Consider the following 22,997-nt stretch of genomic DNA (forward strand, 5'->3'; position numbering starts at 1 on the left):
TTTTCAGACCATCCCTAGGGAAGGTCTGAAAAAGACTTCCTGATTTGGCAAAATCCCCCGACTTCACCTCGCCGAGTTTTCCCATGAAGCAGATGACCTTCGCCGACGCCGAGTACGCAGGCAAGCGCAAGCAGACCCGCAAAGAGCTGTTCCTGATCGAGATGGATCGAGTGGTGCCGTGGAAGGGTTTGATTGCGTTGATCGAGCCGCACTACCCGAAGGGTGAAGGCGGCCGTCCGGCCTATCCGTTGATGGCGATGCTGCGAGTACATCTGATGCAGAACTGGTTTGGCTACAGCGATCCGGCGATGGAAGAGGCGTTGTACGAGACGACCATCCTGCGCCAGTTTGCGGGCTTGAGCCTGGAGCGTACCGGCGTCGACAAACGTCCGGAGCACGCCGACCGGAAGGTCGTCTGGCAGATTGCCGCCCGTCGCAGCACCTACAAGAAGCTGGGCAAGCGCAGCGTGCTGTACAAGGCCAAGCGCAGGATCGAACAAGCCAAAGCTCAGGTGCGCGCGAAGGTCGAACATCCGTTTCGAGTGATCAAACGCCAGTTCGGCTATGTGAAGACGCGCTTCCGTGGTCTGGCGAAAAACACCGCTCAGTTGGTGACACTGTTCGCGCTGTCGAACCTGTGGATGGCGCGAAGACATTTGATGAGTGCAGGAGAGGTGCGCCTGTAATGCGGGGAATAGCCGCCGCGAGAAGCTCGCAGCGGCTAAAAACCAAGAAATGAGCGGGTGATCGGGCGGGTTTTGATCGATTTGCCGCTTTCAAAATCGGCAAGGGCTGAAGTCGGTCAAAAACAGGCGGCTTTTTCAGACCTTCCCTAGTGGGCTCAGATGTTCCTATGGCTTATCATTTTACACTTCGCTTCGACTGCCCTGATTGCCTCTTGGATCTCGCGCATTGGCTTCTCGGCATTCCTGTTAGCTTCAGACTCCTTCTCAGAGAAAAACTCGGGTGCCTGTTCGTTAAATCCGGGTCTTCGCTCAGGTGTCTTATGGTTTTTATAATATGTTATAACGTAGCGTTAATTGTGTTCCAAAAAATCTTTCCCTTGGAATGGGTTGTCTTGGAATTAGTTTTTTAACTAATTTTGATGCGATAGCCCGATGTATGGTGAGGCGAGTTATTTTCTTGAACAAATTCCTGCTCGCAAAATAGCGGTAGCTCCTTGATTGTAATGATTTGGCCATTTTTTAGTTCAGGCTCTCCGGTGCTAAGAAGGATTGATTCTCTGAACCTGAAGTGACTTCTCTCCCTTTTGACGTGCCCCAGCTTGATAAGTAGATCTATTGCTGAATATAGTCGCTCAGAATTAGCGCGACCTCTTAGTACGCTTGGCCCAGACTGTTTAACTTGGGATAGTGTGAAAATAGTTTCCACGCCGATTATCAGATCACCTGGTTGCACTGGTCTAGCTTTGATTCGGTTAGGGTCCGATTTTCGATTGCTTTCAGTTTCGGGGTCTGGTGAGTGAAGGTCGCGCTTGTAAGCGGTTTTAAGCAAGAAGTGCGCAAGGAGGTTTGTGTCTGTGACGATTTGCGGTTCGTTGGCTAGGTGCTCAATAAAGTGCTTTGAACAGTTTTGGGTAAAAGACCAGCAAAACTTTAATGTGAAGATATCTATTTCTATATCGCTATTGTATTTTCGTTCGAAAGTATGCAATGTGGCTGCTAGTCGGCTAGTGTTTTCTAGTAGCTTTGAGGCGTGATCTTTGAGGTAATAATATAATCCGTTTTCCTGCATCTGCTTTTCAAGGTATTGGTTGCACATAAACCAGAAGTCTTTTGCCTGTTCTGAGAATTGCAGTACTTGTCTTTCTGATGATGATTCTGAAGTCAAAAGTTCTTGGATGCGGGTATTGAAGGCTTTCTTACGAGATAGCTTGGATAGTTTTTGGTTTGTTCGGTGCCCAGCCATTGTGCGAGGCTTTACGACTAAGAATCGAGCTAAAAATCCAGTTCCTCTAGCCTCTTCGCCGCGCTTGCTCATGAATCGATTAATTACATTCGGCTGAGCCATTAATGAAAGAGTAAGGCGAGCATTCTGTAGGACAAAACTATCCCTTGATATTCGGTCAACCTTCACGCTGCCGCCGTCCCACAGCGTGTTGAGTTTGTCCAGTTCTCCTAAGGCTTTCCCGCTAAAAATACTGCTTGCTTCGCTCGTTAATAAGCAGCCATGTGGAATATTCTCGTAGAGCATCTGTACGAGAGCCTGTGGGGTTGTGTCTTCGTACAAAAACTTTCCAGATCGAACTGGTTGTGGTTCAGCTCTGAGGTGCTCAGCTACTGCCTCTAAAGCTGCATGTGTAGCAGCCTCATCCCCTTGGGTCGCGCATTTGTTAAATGCACGCTCTAGGTGCTTTTTTTGTGTGATCCACAGCTGATGATCAACTTTTTGCTGAAGTAAGGCGGCTTCATTTGTGCGATGTGCGACATCATTTAGATTGGTGATGGCCTCAAAAAAATAGTTCTGTGTAACTGTTTTTCGCTCCCCAGACTCCGCAATGGTTAGGAGCATCAATGAGGTTGGCACTCTATGTCCGGTTGGCATTTCTACGTCAACGAGGCCTTGGCAGGCCGTGGCAATGGCACCTAGGGCGCACATCATCGCCATTTCACGAGAGACTTGATGCTCTCGCGCTGATTCCCCCACTGCGGCCTCAAAGAGGCTGTGCTCGCTAAAGTGGGGCCAACCTTGTTCGTCCATTGATGGGTTAGGGCTAGTCCAGGGTTGGTTTTTTTCAATTTCCTCAATCATCTTAAAACCTGCTATTTCTGCTATTAATCGCAAAAATAGCAGGTTTTTCTAATTACAAGCTGTGGATATTTTCAAAGCCACGAGTCTGTGAGCGGCATGCACCTGGTTCAGGAGAGGCGTATTGCGGTCTTTTTTTACCGTCTCAGCACATCTTCTGAGCCACAGAGGAGCCTGCTCATGCGAATTTTCCGCTTACAAGACGTGATCACTGCCACTGGCCTGTCTCGGTCGACCCTGTACAAGTACATCTCGGAAGGCACCTTCCCGAAACCGGTATCGTTGGGCGACCGCTGCGTCGGCTGGGTCGATAGCGAGGTGCACGACTGGATCCTGGCCAGGATTGAGGAACGTGACCAAGCCGAGGGGGCTGCTACGCGCCCGATTGGCCATCTGAGTATGGCCAGCTAGAACCGCCACCTGCGCCATGATCGGCTTCGGCTGGTCATGGCGCTTATGCCGCCGTTCATTGACTGGCTGTGCGGCCTCGCATGGCAAGTCGTGGCGGTATCGCTCCCGCCGCCCCGACAGCCTCTTCGATATCTGGCTCAGGCCTCTTCGGCTTGATTTATTTCCGAAATCCGAACTCGGTAAAAATTGCCGCTATGGCGGGACGATTGAGGTGGCTTTACCCGAGCTGCTCGGAGAAGGAAATTGCGGTGCGGGTATTATGCTTTTACTAGCCATTACCACCCGAAGGGTTCACGCCTAACCGAGTAGCAACCTTTACTGACCTACACAGGGAGTCGGACACTGATCCACCACCTGAGAGGCCATCACTACAGCGTATCCAGAGAGACCAACCAACGGATCAGGCGAGGACAGGTAACGGTTAAAAAGTACACAGCAGGCACTGGTTATGAAACTCAACCAACGAGAGGTCATAACCATGCTCAACGATACCGAACCCACCCAGCGCTACCCACTCCGTCATCCTGATAATCCCAACCTCCATCTGCACTACGGGGATACCTTCGAGGGCTTTCCCATACAGATCGAAGTAGGCCCCTTTATTCGGGAATACCTGTCTGATCTCAAGCGCACCGTCGATCTGGCACTAGCTGAGTATCCGAGGGTCTTGGCCTACAGGGTGGATCTCCGTTTGCCTCAGGGTGTCGAGCTACCCGACTTCGCCTATACAAACCAGGTCATCAGCCGGTTCTTCGAATCGTTTACGAAGAGGATTCAGTACCACCAGGAGCGAGTGGCTGAGCGTGGGTACTCGCGTGGTTGCAAAGTCCGGTACGTCTGGTCGAGAGAGATCGGCCAGGCCGGTCGGCAGCATTATCACCTGCTGATACTGTTGAACCGCGATGCCTACTACGGCATTGGGCGTCTTGGGTCAGAACGGGTGAACATGATCAGCCGTATAGAAGAGTCCTGGGCACGTGCGCTGGGACAACATGTCGACTGCGTCAGGGGGCTGGTGCACATCCCGAAGAATGCTGAGTATCGAATCGATCGAGTAAAGCGTCGAGACAAGGGCGATGAGCTGGATGATCTGTTCAAACGAGCCAGCTACCTGTGTAAGAAAGCGACCAAGTCCTACGGGGATCGTCAGCGAGGATTCGGCACTAGCCGAGGGTAGTGGCTAGTTCGCCTTTGCGACCATTAACTCAGACCAGCGAGTGGTGTAGGCGGGGGATAGCAGTTTTCTTCGCATAGCCCACTCGACTGGCTTGGCGATGCGTCCTGGCTGCAGCGTTCCACGTCCTCAGCAGTTTTTGATAGCTTCCATGGGGCACAGGATCATTTTCACATGCCAATGCTCGTTCCTTTATCATCCATGCACTTTGCATGGATGGTGGGCCTAGAGGCCCCCTTGCCGCCTTGGCAGCAGTGATCGGAACAGCCTTATATGAACGCCGTAGAAATCGAACAAGCCATCACCGACCTGGCCAGCCAGCCGTTTGACCGGGTCGAGTTCCCTTATGCCTTCCTGCAGGCTTTCGGTAATAAGGAAACCACCCTCAAGCGCCTGCGTTCGGGTGCAACCAATAAGTCCGATCTGGGCGGCGTACTGCAGACCAGCAATATCCATTTGGCTGTGTGTGAGCCAGGCAAGGTCACCGAAACCCTGGCGGCACTGAAGGCCAGCCCCGCGACGGCCCGTGCCAAGGCTAAATATGTGCTCGCTACCGATGGCGAGACGCTGGAAGCTGAGGAGCTGGAAAGCGGCGAGACGGTCGCCTGCGACTACCCGCAGTTTCCTGACTGTCTGGATGGCGAATGCAATCTGCGCTCAGTCGAGTTGCACCTGCACCCACCCTGTCAAGTTGGGCTAGCGGTTAGCTGTAGCCTACTTACCGCCAGACCGGCATTATCTGGGATGGGGCAATTCGATGTGAAAGCCCGTGAGGCTAGCCGCTGAGGTGCACCAGATGCGGCCTTTGTGAGCCTCAATGATGGATCGGGTGATTGCAAGCCCGAGCCCGGCGTTGCTCGGGCTGCCCTCCCGCCGAGCGGGGTCAACCCGGTAAAAACGGTCGAAGAGCTTCTCTAGATGCTCTGAGCTGATTGTGTCCCCTGGGTTCTCGATACTGAAGGTAGTGGAGTCCTCTGTCTCGCGGATCAGAACCGAAATTGTCTGTCCCGCCGGCGTGTAGCGCAGCGCATTGGACAGCAAGTTGGATAGCGCGCGATCAAGCATCAGCCGATCTCCCAGCACTTGGCCTTTGCCTGTGAGCGATAGCTCAATGCCGCGCTCTTCGGCCAGAAGGTGGTAGTAGTCAAACAGCTTGAAGACTACGTCAGCCAGTTCGATCCTGGCCTGCTCGGGGATGATCAGGCCATTATCAGCCTTGGCCAAGAACAGCATGTCATCAATCATCCGAGACATGCGCTTCAAGTCCTCCAGGTTGGAGTACAGATTCTCCTCATAGGCATTGATATCGCGTTTTTTACTCAGCACGACCTCGGTGTGGGTCATCAGGTTGCTAACGGGCGTGCGTAGCTCGTGGGCAATGTCGGCCGAAAAATTGGAGAGCCTAACGAAGGCATCCTCTAGCCGAGCCAACATCGCATTGAAGGATAGAACCAGTTGCTGAAGTTCCCGCGGCACTGGTTCGAGAGGGATTCGTTCCTGTAACGAGCGAGCGGACATCCCGGAGGCCACATGAGTGACTTGCCGCAGAGGCCTAAGGCCGCTGCGAGCAACCACCCAGCCGAGCGCGGCACTGAACAGGGCACTGATGACCAATCCAATCCAGAACCATCGTTGCAGCGTGTCGAAAAAGTGTGTGTGATTGGTGACGTCAAGAATCAGCAAAGCTGTGAGCGGCTCAGCCTGATCGGCTACCGAGATTTGCGCCGTCATGCCGCGGTACATGTGTTGGCCGTTCTGCCACTCCCACATGCTCTGCTCATTTTCACGTCTGAAACGCTCTGGTACTTCGACTGCTCTGGGGTCGGAGAACAGTACAGAACCGTCACTGGCCAGGATAGTGGCCGCCAGATCCTGATGGGCTCCCAGCAAGGCTCGCAACTGCGGTAATTCTTCCGAAAGGCTCGCTTCACCGCGAGCATTGTTGAGGATATGTTTGGCGGATTCGAGTTTCTCCACCAGGGCCTGCCGATCCAGCATCTTGAAGTGGTGCTGGCTGAGCATATTGAAACTCAGCCCTGCTACCGTCAGGACTGCAATTACCGCGGACATGAACATCAGGCTCATGCGTGCTGTCAGCGAAAGGTGCTTCATATTCACTCCGGCGCATCCATCATGTATCCCATGCCGCGGGCGGTATGAATCAGCTTGAGATCGAAATCGTCATCGATTTTTGCGCGTAGCCGGCGTACCGCAACCTCAATGACATTGGTGTCGCTGTCGAAATTCATGTCCCAAACCTGAGAGGCAATCAGCGACTTCGGGAGCACCTCGCCGCGCCGGCGCAGTAGCAGTTCCAGCAGTGAAAACTCCTTCGCGGTCAGGTCAATTCGTTTACCGCCGCGGATGGCGCGACGCTTCATCAGATCGACTTCCAAATCGGCAATTTTCATCGTTGTTTGCGTGGGTGAGCCATTGCCTCTACGCAGCAGCGTTCTGACCCTGGCCAGAAGCTCTGAGAAAGCAAATGGCTTGATCAGGTAGTCGTCCGCACCCAGCTCCAACCCTTTAACGCGGTCTTCCACACCATCGCGTGCCGTCAAGAACAGTACGGGGACGTCTTTTCCTGCTGCGCGCAACATGCGCAGCACTTCCCAACCGTCCAGCCCAGGCATCATTACATCCAGAATTAGCAGGTCATAGGCTTCGCTAAGTGCATGCTGAAGGGCATCTGTACCGGTCATAACCCGGTCGACATTGAACCCAGCCTCGGTGAGACCTTGCTGGAGGTACGTACCGGTTTTGGGTTCGTCTTCAGCTACCAGTAGTTTCATGTGTGCAGACTCCAAAAGTCGGGTGGCCTGAGTTTGCAGGCAAACCGCGGCCCCAACCAGAAGCTTACGAAAATGTAATTCTGACTTCAGCTCACTGACAGGGTGGCTTGTCTAGGGTGCAAGCATGAGCACTAGGTTGTGCTCTCGGCCCTCGACAGACCAAAAGCAGAGGTGCCGGCCATAGTTAGCACTGATGGAGACTGCCCCATGAAATCGCTGAAACCTTTACTTCTGGTTGGTTCGCTGCTGCTTTCTTCTATGGTCTGGGCCGAAGGGGGGGGTGATCGTACCTTTGAGCGCATGCAGCAGATGCGCGACAAAGCGGTAGCCGTGCTGATCCAGGCAGAGAAGGCCCCAGTCGGCGAGCGGCATGTGCATATGAAGGAGCACATGAACATGCTCGAAGACCTCATGAGTCAGCTGCACAATGAACATCCTGCTCCAGGCATGTCTGCCGAAGATCATTTGGCCTGGATGGAAAAACACGACAAGTTAGTAGACGACGTGCTGGGTCAAATGATTCGCGAGCACAAGCTGATGATGGCCGACAAAGAGTGCCATAAGTAAGAGTTTCCCCCATCTTCCAGGCCTTCCGTGATTGCTCCTTTGGCCTAGCGGCGCCTCAATGGCGCCGTGCTTTTTTCCAGCTGACGCAATTGTAGTTTTGGGGTCAGCGGCCTGGCAGGAAGCGGGGAATAGCATGAGATTTCCAGCCTACCTAGCGAGGTCTCACCATGAAACGCATCCCTCTTAAGCTGCTGATCAGCACACTGTTCATCAGCACCACTTTTCCGGCATTTGCCGAGACCAGCGACAGTAGCAATGGCATTGGGCAGCAGGCCCAGGCGACGCCAGCGACTCGTACCATCTTGGTAAAGATGGACGACATCAACTACAGCCAGAAAACGATCGATGTGAAGCCAGGTGAAACCGTGCGCTTCGTTCTGAAGAACGAGGGCGCGTTGATGCACGAGTTCAACATCGGGCAGGCAGCGTCCCAGCTGGAGCACCAGCGCAAGATGGCGTCCTTGTTCAAGGACGGCACACTGACCCCGACCGGCATGGCCGAGCGCATTGTCTGGCATGAGCGTTATGGCACGGGAGACTCCAACCCTCCAGGCTATCCGGAAGTCATCAAAGCCAAGCATGACGACCCGAACGCGGTTCTCGTCGAGCCCGGCACAACCAAAGAGTTCGTGTGGACCTTCCCTAAGGCGGGCAGTTTGAGCTTCGCCTGTACATTGCCTGGGCATTACCAGGCGGGGATGGTCGGTGAGTTTGCTCTGCGTTAGTCCGGCATCGGTGCTACCCGTTGGCAGCGGGCTGGGTAGCACCGATCTGACGAACCTTACTGCGATGTAGTTTTCACGTCAGCGTACCGCCAGCTGCACCTCATTAGCATCGGGACTCATCCCTCCTCAACACCTCAGAGGCACACCATGAAACTCAGACCCGCTTTCATAATCACCACCCTTGGCTTGCTGCTCAGTGCTGCCAATGCGCTGGCCAGCCCGGGCCACAAGAAAGACAGTATTGGGCAACCGGGAGACGGTCAGGCAGTAGATCGCACCATCGAAGTCCGGATGGGGGACATCTTCTTCGAACCCAAAGCAATGGAGATCAAAGCAGGCGAGACAGTTCGCTTCGTCCTGAAAAATGACGGTGCACTGCTACACGAATTCAATCTTGGCAAAGCGGCATCCCATGCCGCGCACCAGAAAGAGATGGCCGCGATGTTTCAGAACGGCACGCTGTCCCCTACAGGTGCACATGACATGAGCAATATGGGCCATGCCATGGGCGGCATGAAGATGGTCGGTATGGAACACGATGACCCCAACAGTGTTCTTGTCGAACCTGGAGCACGCGAAGAGTTGATCTGGACCTTCTCCGCCGCCACCGAACTGGAGTTCGCCTGCAATATTCCAGGACATTATCAGTCGGGAATGGTCGGTAAGGTGACCGTACGCTGACGTTTATTGATACTCGCCAACTCCGTCCAGTCTGAGACACCTATACTGATCCGGCCGCCATTGAAACGAGGCTATTGTCGTGGACCATACCCATCACACCAGTACCACTGAGCCGCCTTTTTGGAAGAGCAAGATTGGCATTGCGCTGATCATGCTGGCCGTAATCGGCATCTTCTATGTAGCGCGTGAGCATTACGGTCATCTTTCGCAGGCCCTGCCGTACCTCATCCTGCTGCTATGCCCGCTGATGCATCTGTTTGGCCACAATCACGGCGGGCACTCCCACTCCAGCAGCACCGCTGTTTCCAAGGACGAAGAAAGGACATAGATCGCATGCAAAAGACCTCCTGCCATCATGACCAGGATCATTCACATAACTCGCACGCCCACTCCGAGAGCCAGCGCGACCCGGTGTGTGGCATGGAGGTCAAACCTGATGGCCCTTATCGCGAGAGCTTTGAAGGGAAGGCCTATCATTTCTGCAGTGCGAAGTGCCTAGAGAAATTCCAAGCAGATCCTCATCAGTACATGAGCCATCAGTCTCATGGGGAGCATCACCAGCACGCGACTCCAGCACCCACATCGACACCTGTAGGTGCTGAATACACCTGCCCGATGCATCCAGAAATCCGTCAACCGGCTCCCGGAAACTGCCCGATCTGCGGGATGACGCTGGAACCTGTCATCCCGGAGCTGGAAGAGGAGGAAAATCCAGAGCTGAAGGACTTCTCGCTGCGGTTCTGGTGGACCCTACCGTTGACCGTCATCGTGACCGTATTGGCGATGGCCGGCCATTCCTTGCAACTGTTTCATGGCACGACCCAGAACTGGGTCGAGCTGGCTCTGGCGACGCCCGTGACGCTATGGGGTGGCTGGGTATTCTTCACCCGCGGCATTGACTCCATCCGCCACCGCAGCCCCAACATGTGGACCCTGATCGGTTTGGGAACGGCCGCTGCCTACCTCTACAGCGTGGCCGCTACCTTGGTTCCGCAGTGGTTTCCGGCGGCTTTTGCCCAGGACGGACGTATCGGCGTCTATTTTGAAGCAGCCGCGGTGATTATCTCACTCACGCTGTTGGGCCAAATGCTCGAACTCAAGGCCCGCTCGCAGACTTCGGCAGCCATCAAGTCACTGCTGAGGCTGGCACCAAAGACTGCGCGTCGCATCAAGCCCGATGGCCAGGAAGAAGATATTCCGCTGACACATGTCCATCAGGGCGACCACCTACGTGTCCGGCCGGGAGAGAAAGTCCCGGTGGACGGTACGGTTCTAGAGGGGGAGAGCGCCGTCGACGAGTCGATGCTTACCGGAGAACCGTTACCCGTGACCAAGCGGGTAGGGGATGCCCTTATCGGTGCCACCCTGAACACCCACGGCAGCCTGGTGATGGAGGCGCAGAAGGTCGGTGCCGAGACCATGCTGTCGCAGATCGTTCAGATGGTGGCCAGAGCCCAACGTTCCAAGGCCCCCATGCAGCGTATGGCTGATGCGGTGGCAGGGTATTTCGTGGTCGGGGTGATCCTGATCGCGATTCTGACCTTCTTCGGCTGGGGGCTATTAGGGCCGGAATCAGGCTGGGTATTTGGCCTGATCAATGCGGTGGCGGTGCTAATCATTGCGTGTCCCTGCGCTCTGGGTCTGGCAACCCCGATGTCCGTCATGGTTGCGACTGGCAAGGCCGCTAGCAGCGGTGTGTTGTTCCGCGATGCCAGCGCCATCGAAAATCTATGCAAGATCGACACGCTCATCGTCGACAAGACTGGAACCCTGACTGAGGGGCGTCCCGTATTTCATAGTGCGGAAGGGACAGGCGGTTACGACTCCAATGAAGTGCTGCGCCTGGCTGCTAGTCTCGACCAGGGTAGTGAGCACCCGCTGGCTCATGCCATCGTCGATCATGCGCGCGGTCAGGGCATTGCACTGGTCAAACCGGACACTTTCGAATCTGGCTCGGGTATTGGTGTGCGCGGCCAGGTCGATGACCATCAGCTGCAGCTCGGCAACACCGCACTGATGGACGAGGCGGGCGTCGATATTACCCCGCTGCGCAATCGCGCCGAGCAACTGCGTCTGGAAGGCATCAGCATCATCTATTTGGCCGTTGATGGTCGCCTGGCGGGACTCCTGGCCGTTTCCGATCCGATCAAGCCTACTTCTCAACAGGCTGTCTCCAAGCTTCAAAGCGAAGACGTAAAGGTCATCATGGCCACTGGTGATGGCCTCACCACAGCAAGAGCCGTGGCGAAGCAGCTCGGAATCGAGGAAGTGCATGGTGAGGTCAAACCGCAGGATAAGGAGAAACTGGTCGCCGATTTGCAGGGCTATGGCCGTCGTGTCGCCATGGCGGGTGACGGCATCAACGATGCGCCCGCCCTGGCCAGGTCTGACGTAGGTATCGCCATGGGCACCGGTACCGATGTGGCGATGAACAGCGCCCAAGTGACGCTGGTCAAGGGAGATCTGATGGGCATCCTGCGAGCGCGCACCCTGTCAGTGGCAACCGTGAAAAACATGAGGCAGAACCTCGCCTTTGCGTTCCTCTACAACGCGATGGGAATCCCGCTAGCAGCGGGGCTGCTGTACCCGCTGACGGGGCATCTTCTGTCGCCCTTGATTGCTGCGCTGGCGATGAGTGTCAGCTCGGCGTCGGTGGTCTTCAATGCTCTGAGGTTGAAATCAACGGACATCGGATAGGCTTCCATACCACCGACCAGGTGATTATTCAGAAGCGCATCTGACCGGAAAATGCCGTACGGTAGTTTCCGGTCCGACCTATCTGTCGCAACACATAGTGACGAGGTGACGTTCGATGGACTGTTGCCGCTGCGGGTAGGAGACTGGTCGTCGTTAACCCATGAGGACTCTCCGTGGCCCGCATTCGCAGACTGATTATCAGCAACTTCCGATCTATCCAGGCGCTCGACTGGGTGCCGGCCCCAGGAATTAACTGCCTCATAGGTCCTGGCGATAGTGGAAAGTCCAGCATTCTAGATGCGATTGACCTTTGCGTCGGCGCCCGCCGAGGCGGCACGTTCGGCGACATGGACTTCTTCGCATTAAACGTCGATGTACCCATCACCATCAGCGTGGCGCTTGGCGATCTGCCGTTATCGCTGATGGATATTGATGTCTACGGCGAGTTCTTGCGTGGATTCCATCCCGGTACGGGGGAAGTCGAAGACGAACCGCGAGCGGGGCTGGAGACCGTCATCACCTTGCGTCTGCAAGTTGGTGCCGATTTGGAGCCTGTTTGGACACTTTTCTCCGAGCGCGCGGAGCAGCAGCAACTTGAACGCACTCTTCCCTGGAAAGAACGAGCGGCACTAGCGCCCGCCCGTATCGGCAGCTTTGCGAGCTCGAACCTGTCGTGGAGTCGTGGCTCAGTGCTCAATCGACTTACCGATGAGCGCGCCGAGCTTGGTGCTGAACTGGCGCGCGCCGCTAGGCAAGCAAGAGCGAACTTTGGCAATCAAGCAGCCGAACATCTGACCCAGACGCTTGAGGTCGTGCAACGCACAGCACAGCATCTTGGCGTTTCGGTCGGGGCTATGCCTCAGGCGCTCCTTGACGCACATTCTGTGTCGATTGGCGAGGGGGCGATCGCGCTGCACAGTGAAACAGGTATTCCGCTGCGCTCCCTTGGCACGGGCTCGTCACGCTTGCTAGTGGCAGGGCTTCAAAGGGCTGCGGCCAGCGCCGCGCCAATTGCCCTGGTTGATGAGGTGGAATACGGGCTTGAACCTCATCGGCTCATGCGATTCCTGGACTCGCTGGGTGCAAAGGACGCTGCCGCTCCGTTGCAAGTGTTCATGACGACGCACTCGCCGGTCGCGCTGCGCGAGCTGTCCGGCAGCCAGTTATTCGTTGTTCGGTCAGCACCTCAGCGCCACAGTGTTATGCCAGCTGGGGAAGCCAACGAGGTACAAAGTACCCTTCGGAAGGACCCCGAAGCATTCCTCGCCAAATCCATCATCGTTTGCGAGGGGGCCAGCGAGGTTGGCTTCGCGCGTGGCCTTGACCAATGGTGGGTCAGTCTTGGCGCTACCTCATTCCTGGCCCATGGCGGCGCGTATGTGGACGCCGGCGGGGGAAGCCCCGATAACAGTCTTATCCGGGGAACAGCACTTCTGAACTTGGGTTACCGCGTGATGGTTTTTGTAGATGCCGACAAGCCTTCGACCGCGGGGCTCGCTGAAGCATTCTTGGCCGCCGGCGGGCAAATTCTTACATGGCGACCAGGCCTCACGTTGGAGGACGAGATCTTCCGCCATCTCAGTGAGCAAGCACTCGATGCACTTCTGGCGAAAGCCGAAACAATAGTGGGTGCAGAGCTGATGAACGCACACATTCAGACGAAGTCCCAAGGCCGCGTGACGCTGAACGATATCCGAGCCAAGCGACTCGTGGATGGGTACTCACCTGAGAGACGAGAGCTGCTGGGAACCGCATCCCGTATCCGCAACAGCGGCTGGTTCAAGTCTCTGACAACCTATCAGGAGGTTGCAAGGGACATCGTCGGTCCGTCTTTACAGAACGCCGAACCGGGCTTCATGGCAGTCACGAATCAGCTCTGGACGTTTACAAGTGCCCCCTGAGATTGATCTTTTCGCTATCGAGCGTGGCTCCATAACGGCCCCCGCAGGTTGTGGAAAAACGCAATTGATTGCCGAGACGCTCATCGCGCATACGCAGAGCAAACCCATCCTCGTCCTGACACATACGAACGCCGGCGTTGCGGCCTTACGGGCGCGCCTGAGACGAGCCGGTGTTCCTAACTCCGCATATCGAGTCTCCACCATTGACGGATTCTCGATGCGCCTGATCGCTAAGTTCCCAGCGCGAAGCGGCCATAACCCGCAGATCCTACAGCTGCATCAACCCAATACTGACTACCCGGCAATTCGGGAGGCCGCCATGCAGTTGTTGCAGGCCGGTCACCTCGCTCAGCCCCTTCGCGCCACCTATGCACGGTTGCTTGTCGACGAGTACCAAGACTGCAACGTCGTCCAGCACGCCATCGTGTCTCGTTTGGCCCAGGTGCTTCCGACCTGCGTGCTCGGTGACCCGATGCAAGCCATATTCAGCTTCCGTGGCAATCGACTGGTGCATTGGGCGAATGAGGTGCAACCCCTGTTTCCCGCAGCGGGAGAGTTGAGGATACCGTGGCGCTGGCGGCTGGCTGGAGCTGAGAACCTCGGGCAGTGGCTGCTCGCCATAAGGCAACAACTTCAAGCTGGTCAGCCGGTGGATCTGCGCACGGCTCCAGCAGAAGTGCGTTGGGTGCAGCTAAACGCCGGAACCGAAGTTCAGCAGCGACTGGTGGCCGCGAGAACCGAAGCTCCCAACGCTCAGGGTAGCGTCCTCATCATCGGGGACTCCATCAACGTGCAAGGTCGCCATCAGCTCACGAGCCAGACACCCGGTGCCATGGCCGTAGAAGCCGTCGACCTGAGAGATCTCGTCAACTTCGCCAGGAACTTTGACTTGCAGGGTGCCAATGCTCTGGCACAACTTGTGGAGTTTGCTTCCAGCGTAATGACGGGGGTAGGTGCAGCAAACCTGCGAACGCGCGTGGAGTCGCTGCGTGCAGGAAGGGCCCGAACGCCTCCGACCGCGGCCGAGGCTGCGGCGATCGATTTCGTAGCAGCGCCAACATTGGGGCAAGCGCTCCGTGTGATCGATACGCTCGCTGAGCAGCACGGGGCACGTGTATACCGACCGGAGGTTCTGTACTGCTGCCGGTCTGCAATGCAAGCGGTGGTGGGAGGTGCTGCCGACTTTCTGAGTGCAGCCATTCAAGCGCGAGAGCGCAATAGACACCTTGCCCGACCGATCGCAAGACGCTCTGTAGGCAGCACATTACTTCTCAAGGGGCTGGAGGCGGATGTCTCGGTTGTCCTGCATCCTGAGCTTATGACCCCCCAGAATCTATACGTCGCACTGACGAGGGGCGCAAGGCATGTCGTGGTGTGTTCACCAACCCCCATCCTTACGCCCGTGGTAAACGGCTGATCCTTTTGTAGCGCTTACGGGCTTGACCTTGCCATCGTGTCAAGGTCGATGCTGTCCGTGCGGTAACTTGAGCCGCGGACGAAATGAGGTGAAAGACATGTTTAGTCTGAGTGTTGCGGGGATGGGCTGTGGCAGTTGCGTGAGCAAAATCACGAAGGCCATTCAAGCTCTGGATCAGGATGCACGAGTAGAAGTGGATCGAGCGGCCGGCAAGGTCACCGTTGAGAGCACAGAAAGTGCCGAATCGATCCGCGAGCTGATCCAGGAGCTTGGTTATGCGGCCCAGGTCAGCGCTTGAGCGCTGGCCTGCCGACCGACTAAATCTCCAGTTCTGAGAGCTCTTTTAGCCCTGGGATACTGGTGACCTCGTTGGTCATACCTTCTGAACCATCTCGGCCGCGAAGCCAGTTTGAGTGATCGCCTGGCTCGCGCATTTCCAGCGTGTCATAGGAGTACCGCTTGCGCTTGAACAGGCTTTTCAATGCAGCGAACTCGTGGATTTTTTCGTCTTCTATGCCGACGACTTCTCCTGCAAGCCGCTCCCAGTGGCCAACGCCGTCGGCCAGCATTGCCTGATAGGTCTCCGGGTCAAGCAAGGCTTGCTGTTTGAAATGCATGATGCGGTGAGTCATAGCGCTCGGAGTGGCCAAAGAGAGAGCGCTAGCCTAAAGGTTCCGGGTCATTCGTGTAATAGCTGGCCGCGCTTTAGCAAACCGTCGTTGACCCACAACTTCAACCAGGTCGCGGCTTGCAAGGGAGCTTGCTCGCCATGCGTGGCGCTCAACGACTCGCAGAGTTCAGCGAACGATCCGCCCTCGATGAGAAACTGCAATGCCGAAGCCTCCGCTGGCTCCAGGCTCCGGTACTGGCAGACGAGTTCATGACGCCAAACAAGACAGGCTAGGTTCGTTGGCAGGCGGGTAATATCAGGCAGCAAGCTGCCGGACTTGGCGGCTTTCCACAACTCCAGCGTGTTGTACTGCAGCTGCAACCACCGGGCAGATGCAGTCAGGGAAACCCTGAGTGAAATCCAGTCTTCAGCCGAAAAATCACTCATGGTCTCCAGCGAAAGCGCTTCGACATCCTGAGCGTCGAAGGCCAGTGTAAAGGCCCATTCCAGTTCCGCGAGTTCGCGCATCGGCGATAGTTGGGGTTCTTCGACGTAGCTGCTAATGAACTCGGGCAGCTTCTCGCCCAGCCAGCGAATGCTGAAATGTCGTGGTGGCCAGGCGGCCAAGTAGGCCAGTGCGAGCTGCTCGAATGATTCGTTGCCGATCCAGTGAAGCAGGGCAGGGAAGTCTTCTCGCAAGACCGCAAGCAGGCGCGAACGGTAAGCGTTGTGGTAGATCTGCAGGCCTTCGAGAGCACTCAGCGCTGTGCTACCTCGGATCTGCTCCAAAAGCTCGTTGGAGGGCAGGGCACTGTCACCTGTCAGGTAAGTTTCAAATGCAGTCTGTAGGGCGATCAGGCTCAAGGGGTGGCCCCCGATATCACAGATTTGGCGATAGCACGGGCATGTGCTAATTCGGACAACAGCTCTTCCAGCGGCGGAAACTGGTCATCCCGCTCGATCAAGGTCGATGTCGGGCCCAAGTAGCTCAAAGTCTTGCTGTAGAGAGACCAAACCGGATCAGCGATGGGCTGGTCATGGGTGTCGATGAGGTACTGCCCGTAATCGCTGTGCCCGGCCAGGTGAATTTGCCGAATCCGCTCGTGCGGCAATTCCATGATGAACTGCCAAGGGTCGAAACCCTGGTTGCGCGAACTGACGTAGACGTTGTTCACGTCGAGAAGCAGCTCGCACCCGGTCAGGTAACTGAGCTCCGAGAGGAACTGAGACTCGCTCATGCTGGATGTTGTCCACTGCACGTAGGAGGAAACGTTCTCCAGCACGATGGGACGTTCCAAAACATCCTGCACCAAGCGCACCCGGGCCGCGACATGCAGCAGGCTCTCCTGGGTAAACGGCAGCGGTAGCAGATCGTGAAGTTGATGGGCGTTGCCTCGACTCCAGCACAGGTGATCAGACACCCACTGAGGCTGCACCCGATCCGCCAGCTGCTTGAGCTGTCGTAGGTAGTCTATGTCCAAGGCATGTGAGCCGCCAATCGAAAGAGATACTCCGTGCATCACCAGGGGGTAGTGCTCGCCGATCGCATCAAGGAAGTAGAGAGCCTTGCCGCCCTCCACCAGGTAATTCTCGGAAATGATCTCGAACCAGTCGACCGCAGGCCGTTCCTCCAGGATCTGCCGGTAATACTCGTTACGAAGGCCAAGACCGAAACCCAGAGTTTTGCGCTTACTCATTCGAGACTCCAGCAGGGGAGTGGCATGCACTCCCCTGAACCGCCTTATTCGCTGGTTTTGCCACCGGCTTCGTCACATTTGGTCTGGGTCATCAACTTGAACCCTTGGCCTTTGCATTCGCCTTGGCCTTTGCAGTCGTTTTTCGCGGTCATGCAGTCGTTCTGCCCTTTGCAACCATTGATCCCGAAGCACTTCACTTCTGCTGCTTTGGTTTCCTGAGCAGCCTGGACGGGCAGGGTGGAGAACAGGCTGGCGGCCACCAGAGCCAAGGCGGCACCGGTAGCTACGTTGGATTTGTTCGACATAGTGGCTATCTCTCTTGATTGTTTGATGGTCGCGATCCGTCGGTGCGAATGAACGAGTTAGCTCAGGCATTGCTACCGATCAGGCCCATGGAATCCGCAAGGCTGCGCGGGCAGGAAGACAGTACCGAGCCTTCAGGAGGGCCTACAAGAAAGAAATAGCAAACTGACAGAACTGTAATGTTCGGATCAGGTTGCTGACAGGGCGTCGTGGTTAACGTAGCAGCGAGCTTAACGCTCGTCCCCACTAGTTACAGGGGCTTCTAAACTTCTGAGGATTAACGAAATGAAATCGATCAAAACCCTGTTTGTAGTTGCTGCCCTGAGTGTTTCCAGCCTGGCGATGGCCGAAGGCGGTGCTGATCGCACGTTTGCACGCATGGAACAAGCCCGCCAGGTCTCGCTGGAAGCCTATCAGTTGGCCAAGCAGCAGAACGATGAAGCTCCTGTCGCCGGCAGCCAAGCCAAACAGGCGGAACACGCCAGCTGCTGAGCCCCCTCAACCTTACAGAAATGTAATCACCCGGATGGTTGAGATATGGCAGTTTCATACTGCTTGGTGTCAGGGGAACTTGCGCAGCACGCAAGGCTTGAAGATCAAATCTCCCGACACTGGAGCAGTCAATGAACCCGAGACCGGATGCATATCACCGGCTCATCTGACGGATTGGACATAACGGCATGCAAAGCAAAACCACAAGACGTACTTTCGTCAAAGGCCTCGCCGCCGCCGGTATTCTCGGCGGCATGGGCATGTGGCGCACGCCGGTCTGGGCGGTGAACAGCCCCGGCCAGCCCAACGTACTGACTGGTAACGAATTCGACCTATTCATCGGTGAAACCCCGGTGAACATCACCGGCGCAGCGCGCACGGCCATGACCATCAACGGCTCGCTCCCTGGGCCGATTCTTCGTTGGCGCGAAGGCGATACCGTCACATTGCGCGTGCGCAACCGCCTCAAGGAGGACACCTCCATCCATTGGCACGGCATCATCCTGCCGGCGAACATGGATGGTGTTCCTGGCCTGAGCTTCCATGGCATCGCCCCTGATGGCATGTATGAGTACAAGTTCAAGGTCAACCAGAACGGTACCTACTGGTATCACAGTCACTCGGGGCTGCAGGAGCAGGTCGGCGTATACGGCGCGCTGGTCATCGATGCCAAGGAGCCCGAGCCCTTCAGTTACGACCGTGATTACGTCGTGTTGCTGAGCGACTGGACGGATGAAAATCCAACGCGGGTACTGGCCAAGCTCAAGAAACAGTCGGACTACTACAACCAGCACAAACGCACCGTTGGTGACTTCATCGATGACGTAAGCGAGATGGGTTGGTCCGCCGCCGTAGCCGATCGCAAGATGTGGGCCGAGATGAAGATGAGCCCGACGGATCTCGCTGACGTCAGTGGCTACACCTACACCTACCTGATGAATGGCCAGGCACCCAATGGCAACTGGACCGGCATATTCAAACCAGGCGAAAAGATCCGCCTGCGCTTCATCAACGCCTCGGCGATGACCTATTTCGATGTGCGCATCCCGGGCCTGAAGATGACTGTGGTTGCGGCCGATGGTCTGCACGTCAAACCGGTCAGCGTCGACGAGTTCCGTATCGCCGTGGCCGAGACCTACGACGTGATCATCGAACCAGACAGCGAACAGGCCTATACCGTGTTTGCACAATCCATGGATCGCACTGGCTATGCGCGCGGCACCCTTGCTGTACAGGAGGGGTTGAGTGCACCAGTACCCAGCCCCGACCCGCGTCCGCTGATTGCCATGGGCGACATGGGTATGGATCACGGCAGCATGGGCGGTATGGATCACGGGAACATGGCCGGGATGGATCAGGGCAATATGGCGGGAATGGATCATGGCAGCATGCAGGGTGGCATGGCTGGTATGGATCACAGCCAGATGGCCGGAATGGATCATTCAAACATGGCTGGCATGGCTGGCATGGCTGGCAACATGCAGGCACACCCGGCCTCAGAGACCAACAATCCTTTGGTCGACATGCAGACCATGACGCCGACGCACAAGCTGGACGACCCAGGTATCGGCCTGCGTGATAACGGCCGGCGCGTGCTGACGTACTCTGACCTGCGCAGCACCTTCCCTGATCCGGACGGGCGTGAGCCAAGTCGCACCATCGAGCTGCACCTCACCGGGCATATGGAGAAATTCTCTTGGTCCTTCGATGGAATCAAGTTCTCTGACGCCGAGCCTCTACGCCTCAAGTACGGCGAGCGTGTTCGCATCACGCTGGTCAACGACACCATGATGACTCACCCGATCCATCTTCATGGCATGTGGAGTGATCTGGAGGATGCGAACGGCAATTTCCTGGTGCGTAAACACACCATCGACATGCCGCCAGGTTCCAAGCGCAGCTATCGGGTGACCGCCGATGCGTTGGGGCGTTGGGCCTACCACTGCCACCTGTTGCTCCACATGGAAATGGGCATGTTCCGTGAAGTCCGTGTGGATGAGTAAAGGAGATTTCTGATGAGTACTTTTATGAAGCGAAATGCCCTGGCTGGCAGCGCAGTCATGTTCAGCCTATTGGCTGCCCTGCACGCACCGGTTTCGTTGGCAGGTGAGGGGCACAGTGAGCACGAACAACATGCTGCCGAGTCGGCTGCGCCCGAGGCCATCAGTGACAAGCCTGCAGATCAATCGAAAGGCAAGGTCGCTGGCCAGCAGATGGATCATGGCACCATGGATCATGAGGGCATGAACCATGACGATATGGGGCACGAGAAGATGATGGATAAGCATGGCGGCACCGAAGCCGAAGCAGGTTCGAACCATGACCACTAGGTTTTCACGCCCGTCCCTCATAGCGCTGGCCGTGTCGCTGAGTGCACTCAGCGGCGGCGTTACCCAGGCTGCGGAAGAAATGGATCATTCGGCAATGGGGCACGGCTCCGTGTCGATGGACCACAGCCAGATGGGCCACGGTTCCGCCAAAGCGCCGATGGAGGGCATGGATCACAGCAAGATGAATCATGGTGCCATGCAGAGCGAATCGGGCAGCATGGACCATAGCCAGATGGGCCACAGCCAGAGCCAAGAGAAGGCCCCAGCCATGGACCACAGCAAGATGGGACACGGCACCATGCAGGGACAGATGGAGGGCATGGATCATTCGAAGATGAACCATGGCTCCGCTGAAGCCCCGAGAACTACCAGTCGTACGCCGATTCCCGTTCTGACGGATGCTGATCGCCAAGCGGCTTTCCCGCCATTACCTGGCCACAAGGTTCACGACAGCGCCATCAACAGTTTTTTCCTGCTCGATCAGCTCGAATACCAGGACGCAGATGAGGGCAGCACCCTGGCCTGGGATGCGTCGGGCTGGGTAGGCGGTGATATCAACCGGGTCTGGTTCCGCTCCGAAGGCGAGCGTACCAACGGCGTGACCGAGGATGCTGAATTACAGCTGCTGTACGGCCGCTCGATCGGCCCTTGGTGGGATGTCGTCGCGGGCGTTCGCCAGGACTTCAAACCGGAGTCGCCGCAGACTTGGGCCGCCTTCGGTATCCAGGGCATGGCGCTTTACGCCTTTGAGGCCGAAGCCACGGCCTTCGTCGGCGAGAATGGCCAAACTGCTGCCCGACTAGAGGGCGAGTACGACATTCTGCTGACCAACCGGCTGATTCTCCAGCCAACTGCCGAAATGAACTTCTACGGCAAGAACGATCCTGAGCGAGGTGTGGGGTCTGGGTTGGCAAATACCGAGCTCGGCTTGCGTCTGCGTTACGAGATTGTCAGACAGTTTGCTCCCTATGTCGGGGTTTCCTGGAGCCGCTCCTATGGCAACACGGCAGACATGGTGCGCGACGAGGGCGGTGATGTAGACGAGGCGCGTTTTGTCGCCGGTATCCGGATGTGGTTTTGAGAACCTGACATGAAAAGAACAATTAAAACTTTGGTGGCGGCCGGCGTGGTCGGTAGCACAGCTGTCCTGGCCGGCGCCTACTTTGGCGTGGTCAACGTGGGGGCCGATGATCCCCATTTTCCTGCAGTGCATGCGTTTCTCACGATGGCCCGTGACCGCTCTATCGAAGTCCGTTCGCAGGACATCGAGGTTCCCAACCTGGATGATCAAGCTCTTATTCGCGCCGGTGCGGGCAACTACAACTCCATGTGTATCGGCTGTCATTTGGCGCCAGGTGTGGCGGAGACCGAGCTAAGCCAATCGCTTTATCCTGCGCCCCCCAACCTCGCCAAGATCGGTGTCGATGGCAATCCGTCAGCAGCGTTCTGGGTGATCAAGCATGGCATCAAGGCAACGGGTATGCCTGCGTGGGGCAAGAGCATGGGAGACGAGTACATCTGGGGCATGGTTGCCTTCCTCAACCAACTGCCGACGATGGATGCCAAGCAATACCAAACACTCGTCGCATCCAGTGGCGGCCATCAGCACGGTGGTGGGGAAACGCAGATGCATAACCATGAAGGACAGCACGGCGACAACAAGCCTGGCCATCATGACAATAGTGGCGGTGGCGATGACCATCATGGATCAGGTGATGCTGGAGAGCCTGGTCATCACGATGCCGCGGCTACGGATAGCGAGGGTGGCTCCGCACCTAAGGCAGGTCACCATTCGGATATGAGTGGCGATGACCACCATGCTGGGGATGAGGCGTCGTCCAACGGAGGTGATCATCACGCCGAGCAGGCTCCGAACGCCTCGCCCAAGACCCACACCCACGCCGATGGCAAAGAGCACGTACATGAAAGCTAAATATCTGGCCTTACTGGCCGCTCTCTCCGTCACGTCTGCGGTTCAAGCAGCTGATGCCCTGACGATTGATGTCCATCGTGATGCCAATTGCGGATGTTGCAAGAAGTGGATTTCACACCTCGAAGCGAATGGCTTCAAAGTCGTCGACCATGTTGAAAGCAACATGACAGCAGTGAAGCAAAGACTGGGCGTCGCGCCACGGTTAGCGTCTTGCCACACCGCGGTGATTGACGGCAAGTTCGTCGAAGGTCATGTGCCGGCGGCTCAGGTCATCGAACTCACCAAGCGCGATGATCTGCTGGGCATCGCTGTTCCCGGGATGCCGGCGGGCTCCCCCGGCATGGAAGTCGATGGCGTACAGCATGCCTACCAGGTCATTGGCTTGACCAAGACGGGTTCTGATCAGGTCGTTGCAGAATATCCCGCCCAGTAGTACTGCCTGCCAGCACGGCCGCTTGTGTGTAGTGGCCGACTCATTTTCATACGTCCTTTAACCTA

Annotated in this window: 25 protein-coding genes and 1 pseudogene; 18 read left to right on the plus strand and 8 right to left on the minus strand. The window is 56.5% G+C overall.

Annotation, left to right across the window (positions count from 1 at the left end; genetic code table 11):
• The first annotated feature begins 83 nt into the window (after positions 1–83).
• The gene (locus QMX85_RS09535; protein WP_282340258.1) at positions 84–686 is read left to right on the plus strand and encodes a transposase; all 603 of its coding nucleotides are present in this window, start codon (positions 84–86) and stop codon (positions 684–686) included.
• Between the two features lie 406 nt (positions 687–1,092).
• Here QMX85_RS09535 and QMX85_RS09540 read toward each other — a convergent pair whose 3' ends face one another.
• Positions 1,093–2,772 (minus strand): YfjI family protein, encoded by a 1,680-nt coding sequence (locus tag QMX85_RS09540; RefSeq protein ID WP_282340260.1) that lies wholly within the window; start codon positions 2,770–2,772, stop codon positions 1,093–1,095.
• A gap of 177 nt (positions 2,773–2,949) precedes the next feature.
• Here QMX85_RS09540 and QMX85_RS09545 point away from each other — a divergent pair, with 177 nt between their 5' ends.
• Positions 2,950–3,180 carry an AlpA family transcriptional regulator gene (locus tag QMX85_RS09545; protein WP_033937793.1) on the plus strand — a complete coding sequence of 77 codons (231 nt, stop codon included), beginning with the start codon at positions 2,950–2,952 and terminating at the stop codon, positions 3,178–3,180.
• A gap of 478 nt (positions 3,181–3,658) precedes the next feature.
• Entirely contained in the window at positions 3,659–4,357 is a 699-nt protein-coding gene (locus tag QMX85_RS09550) for an inovirus Gp2 family protein (protein ID WP_282340425.1), read from the plus strand.
• 3 nt (positions 4,358–4,360) lie between these two features.
• Here the strand turns inward: QMX85_RS09550 and QMX85_RS09555 are convergent, their stop codons facing one another.
• Positions 4,361–4,471, minus strand: a complete 111-nt coding sequence (locus tag QMX85_RS09555; RefSeq protein WP_225850683.1) for a DUF4113 domain-containing protein — start codon at positions 4,469–4,471, stop codon at positions 4,361–4,363.
• Positions 4,472–4,627: 156 nt separating this feature from the next.
• Between QMX85_RS09555 and QMX85_RS09560 the strand changes: the two are divergent.
• A pseudogene (locus QMX85_RS09560) lies at positions 4,628–4,984 on the plus strand (type IIL restriction-modification enzyme MmeI); the annotation flags it as partial.
• Between the two features lie 105 nt (positions 4,985–5,089).
• Here QMX85_RS09560 and QMX85_RS09565 read toward each other — a convergent pair.
• The gene (locus QMX85_RS09565; RefSeq protein WP_177429580.1) at positions 5,090–6,466 is read right to left on the minus strand and encodes a heavy metal sensor histidine kinase; all 1,377 of its coding nucleotides are present in this window, start codon (positions 6,464–6,466) and stop codon (positions 5,090–5,092) included.
• A gap of 2 nt (positions 6,467–6,468) precedes the next feature.
• On the minus strand, positions 6,469–7,146 hold the full coding sequence (locus QMX85_RS09570) for a heavy metal response regulator transcription factor (RefSeq protein WP_004374688.1): 678 nt from the start codon (positions 7,144–7,146) through the stop codon (positions 6,469–6,471).
• A gap of 207 nt (positions 7,147–7,353) precedes the next feature.
• Between QMX85_RS09570 and QMX85_RS09575 the strand changes: the two genes are divergently transcribed.
• From QMX85_RS09575 to QMX85_RS09610, 8 genes are all read left to right on the plus strand, one after another.
• A complete protein-coding gene (locus QMX85_RS09575; protein ID WP_282340273.1) occupies positions 7,354–7,713 on the plus strand; it encodes a co-regulatory protein PtrA N-terminal domain-containing protein in 360 nt (119 codons plus the stop codon).
• A 167-nt stretch (positions 7,714–7,880) separates the two neighbouring features.
• Positions 7,881–8,438 (plus strand): plastocyanin/azurin family copper-binding protein, encoded by a 558-nt coding sequence (locus QMX85_RS09580; RefSeq protein ID WP_024616818.1) that lies wholly within the window; start codon positions 7,881–7,883, stop codon positions 8,436–8,438.
• 147 nt (positions 8,439–8,585) lie between these two features.
• Positions 8,586–9,119 (plus strand): cupredoxin family protein, encoded by a 534-nt coding sequence (locus QMX85_RS09585; RefSeq protein ID WP_003246762.1) that lies wholly within the window; start codon positions 8,586–8,588, stop codon positions 9,117–9,119.
• A 79-nt stretch (positions 9,120–9,198) separates the two neighbouring features.
• A complete protein-coding gene (locus QMX85_RS09590; protein ID WP_003246761.1) occupies positions 9,199–9,447 on the plus strand; it encodes a DUF2933 domain-containing protein in 249 nt (82 codons plus the stop codon).
• Between the two features lie 5 nt (positions 9,448–9,452).
• Positions 9,453–11,816 carry a heavy metal translocating P-type ATPase gene (locus tag QMX85_RS09595; RefSeq protein ID WP_012018611.1) on the plus strand — a complete coding sequence of 788 codons (2,364 nt, stop codon included), beginning with the start codon at positions 9,453–9,455 and terminating at the stop codon, positions 11,814–11,816.
• A 173-nt stretch (positions 11,817–11,989) separates the two neighbouring features.
• Entirely contained in the window at positions 11,990–13,717 is a 1,728-nt protein-coding gene (locus QMX85_RS09600; RefSeq protein ID WP_004374677.1) for an ATP-binding protein, read from the plus strand.
• Positions 13,707–15,134, plus strand: coding sequence for a UvrD-helicase domain-containing protein (locus QMX85_RS09605; protein ID WP_282340285.1), 1,428 nt, complete (start codon positions 13,707–13,709; stop codon positions 15,132–15,134). The genes QMX85_RS09600 and QMX85_RS09605 overlap by 11 nt, the downstream gene beginning before the upstream one ends.
• A 97-nt stretch (positions 15,135–15,231) precedes the next feature.
• Complete coding sequence (locus QMX85_RS09610; RefSeq protein ID WP_280066449.1) at positions 15,232–15,432, plus strand: heavy-metal-associated domain-containing protein; 201 nt, start codon at positions 15,232–15,234, stop codon at positions 15,430–15,432.
• Between the two features lie 19 nt (positions 15,433–15,451).
• Here QMX85_RS09610 and QMX85_RS09615 read toward each other — a convergent pair whose 3' ends face one another.
• Genes QMX85_RS09615 through QMX85_RS09630 form a run of 4 tightly spaced genes read right to left on the minus strand, consistent with a single transcriptional unit; the run spans position 15,452 to position 17,746 of the window.
• Positions 15,452–15,766 (minus strand): hypothetical protein, encoded by a 315-nt coding sequence (locus QMX85_RS09615; protein ID WP_282340292.1) that lies wholly within the window; start codon positions 15,764–15,766, stop codon positions 15,452–15,454.
• Positions 15,767–15,813: 47 nt separating this feature from the next.
• Positions 15,814–16,608, minus strand: coding sequence for a DNA-binding domain-containing protein (locus QMX85_RS09620; RefSeq protein ID WP_003460128.1), 795 nt, complete (start codon positions 16,606–16,608; stop codon positions 15,814–15,816).
• Entirely contained in the window at positions 16,605–17,441 is an 837-nt protein-coding gene (locus QMX85_RS09625; protein WP_004374664.1) for a DUF692 domain-containing protein, read from the minus strand. Before QMX85_RS09625 ends, QMX85_RS09620 begins: the two co-directional genes overlap by 4 nt.
• Before the next feature lie 44 nt (positions 17,442–17,485).
• Positions 17,486–17,746: a membrane protein gene (locus QMX85_RS09630; RefSeq protein ID WP_003460126.1), complete on the minus strand. Its 261-nt coding sequence runs from the start codon at positions 17,744–17,746 to the stop codon at positions 17,486–17,488.
• A gap of 283 nt (positions 17,747–18,029) precedes the next feature.
• On the opposite strand from QMX85_RS09630, the gene QMX85_RS09635 reads away from it, so the two are divergent.
• The 6 genes from QMX85_RS09635 to QMX85_RS09660 all read left to right on the plus strand — a co-directional run bounded on the left by QMX85_RS09635 (position 18,030) and on the right by QMX85_RS09660 (position 22,932).
• Positions 18,030–18,236, plus strand: a complete 207-nt coding sequence (locus tag QMX85_RS09635) for a co-regulatory protein PtrA N-terminal domain-containing protein (protein ID WP_004374659.1) — start codon at positions 18,030–18,032, stop codon at positions 18,234–18,236.
• A gap of 188 nt (positions 18,237–18,424) precedes the next feature.
• Positions 18,425–20,239 carry a copper resistance system multicopper oxidase gene (locus QMX85_RS09640; RefSeq protein ID WP_282340302.1) on the plus strand — a complete coding sequence of 605 codons (1,815 nt, stop codon included), beginning with the start codon at positions 18,425–18,427 and terminating at the stop codon, positions 20,237–20,239.
• A 12-nt stretch (positions 20,240–20,251) separates the two neighbouring features.
• The gene (locus QMX85_RS09645; protein WP_282340303.1) at positions 20,252–20,566 is read left to right on the plus strand and encodes a hypothetical protein; all 315 of its coding nucleotides are present in this window, start codon (positions 20,252–20,254) and stop codon (positions 20,564–20,566) included.
• Positions 20,556–21,647, plus strand: a complete 1,092-nt coding sequence (locus QMX85_RS09650) for a copper resistance protein B (RefSeq protein ID WP_282340430.1) — start codon at positions 20,556–20,558, stop codon at positions 21,645–21,647. The genes QMX85_RS09645 and QMX85_RS09650 overlap by 11 nt, the downstream gene beginning before the upstream one ends.
• Positions 21,648–21,656: 9 nt before the next feature.
• Positions 21,657–22,499 (plus strand): cytochrome c, encoded by an 843-nt coding sequence (locus tag QMX85_RS09655; protein WP_282340305.1) that lies wholly within the window; start codon positions 21,657–21,659, stop codon positions 22,497–22,499.
• Positions 22,489–22,932: a DUF411 domain-containing protein gene (locus QMX85_RS09660; protein ID WP_003246746.1), complete on the plus strand. Its 444-nt coding sequence runs from the start codon at positions 22,489–22,491 to the stop codon at positions 22,930–22,932. Before QMX85_RS09655 ends, QMX85_RS09660 begins: the two co-directional genes overlap by 11 nt.
• The last annotated feature ends 65 nt before the right edge of the window (positions 22,933–22,997 follow it).

Source organism: Pseudomonas sp. PS02288 (assembly GCF_029959715.1).
GTDB classification, from domain to species: domain Bacteria; phylum Pseudomonadota; class Gammaproteobacteria; order Pseudomonadales; family Pseudomonadaceae; genus Pseudomonas_O; species Pseudomonas_O kuykendallii.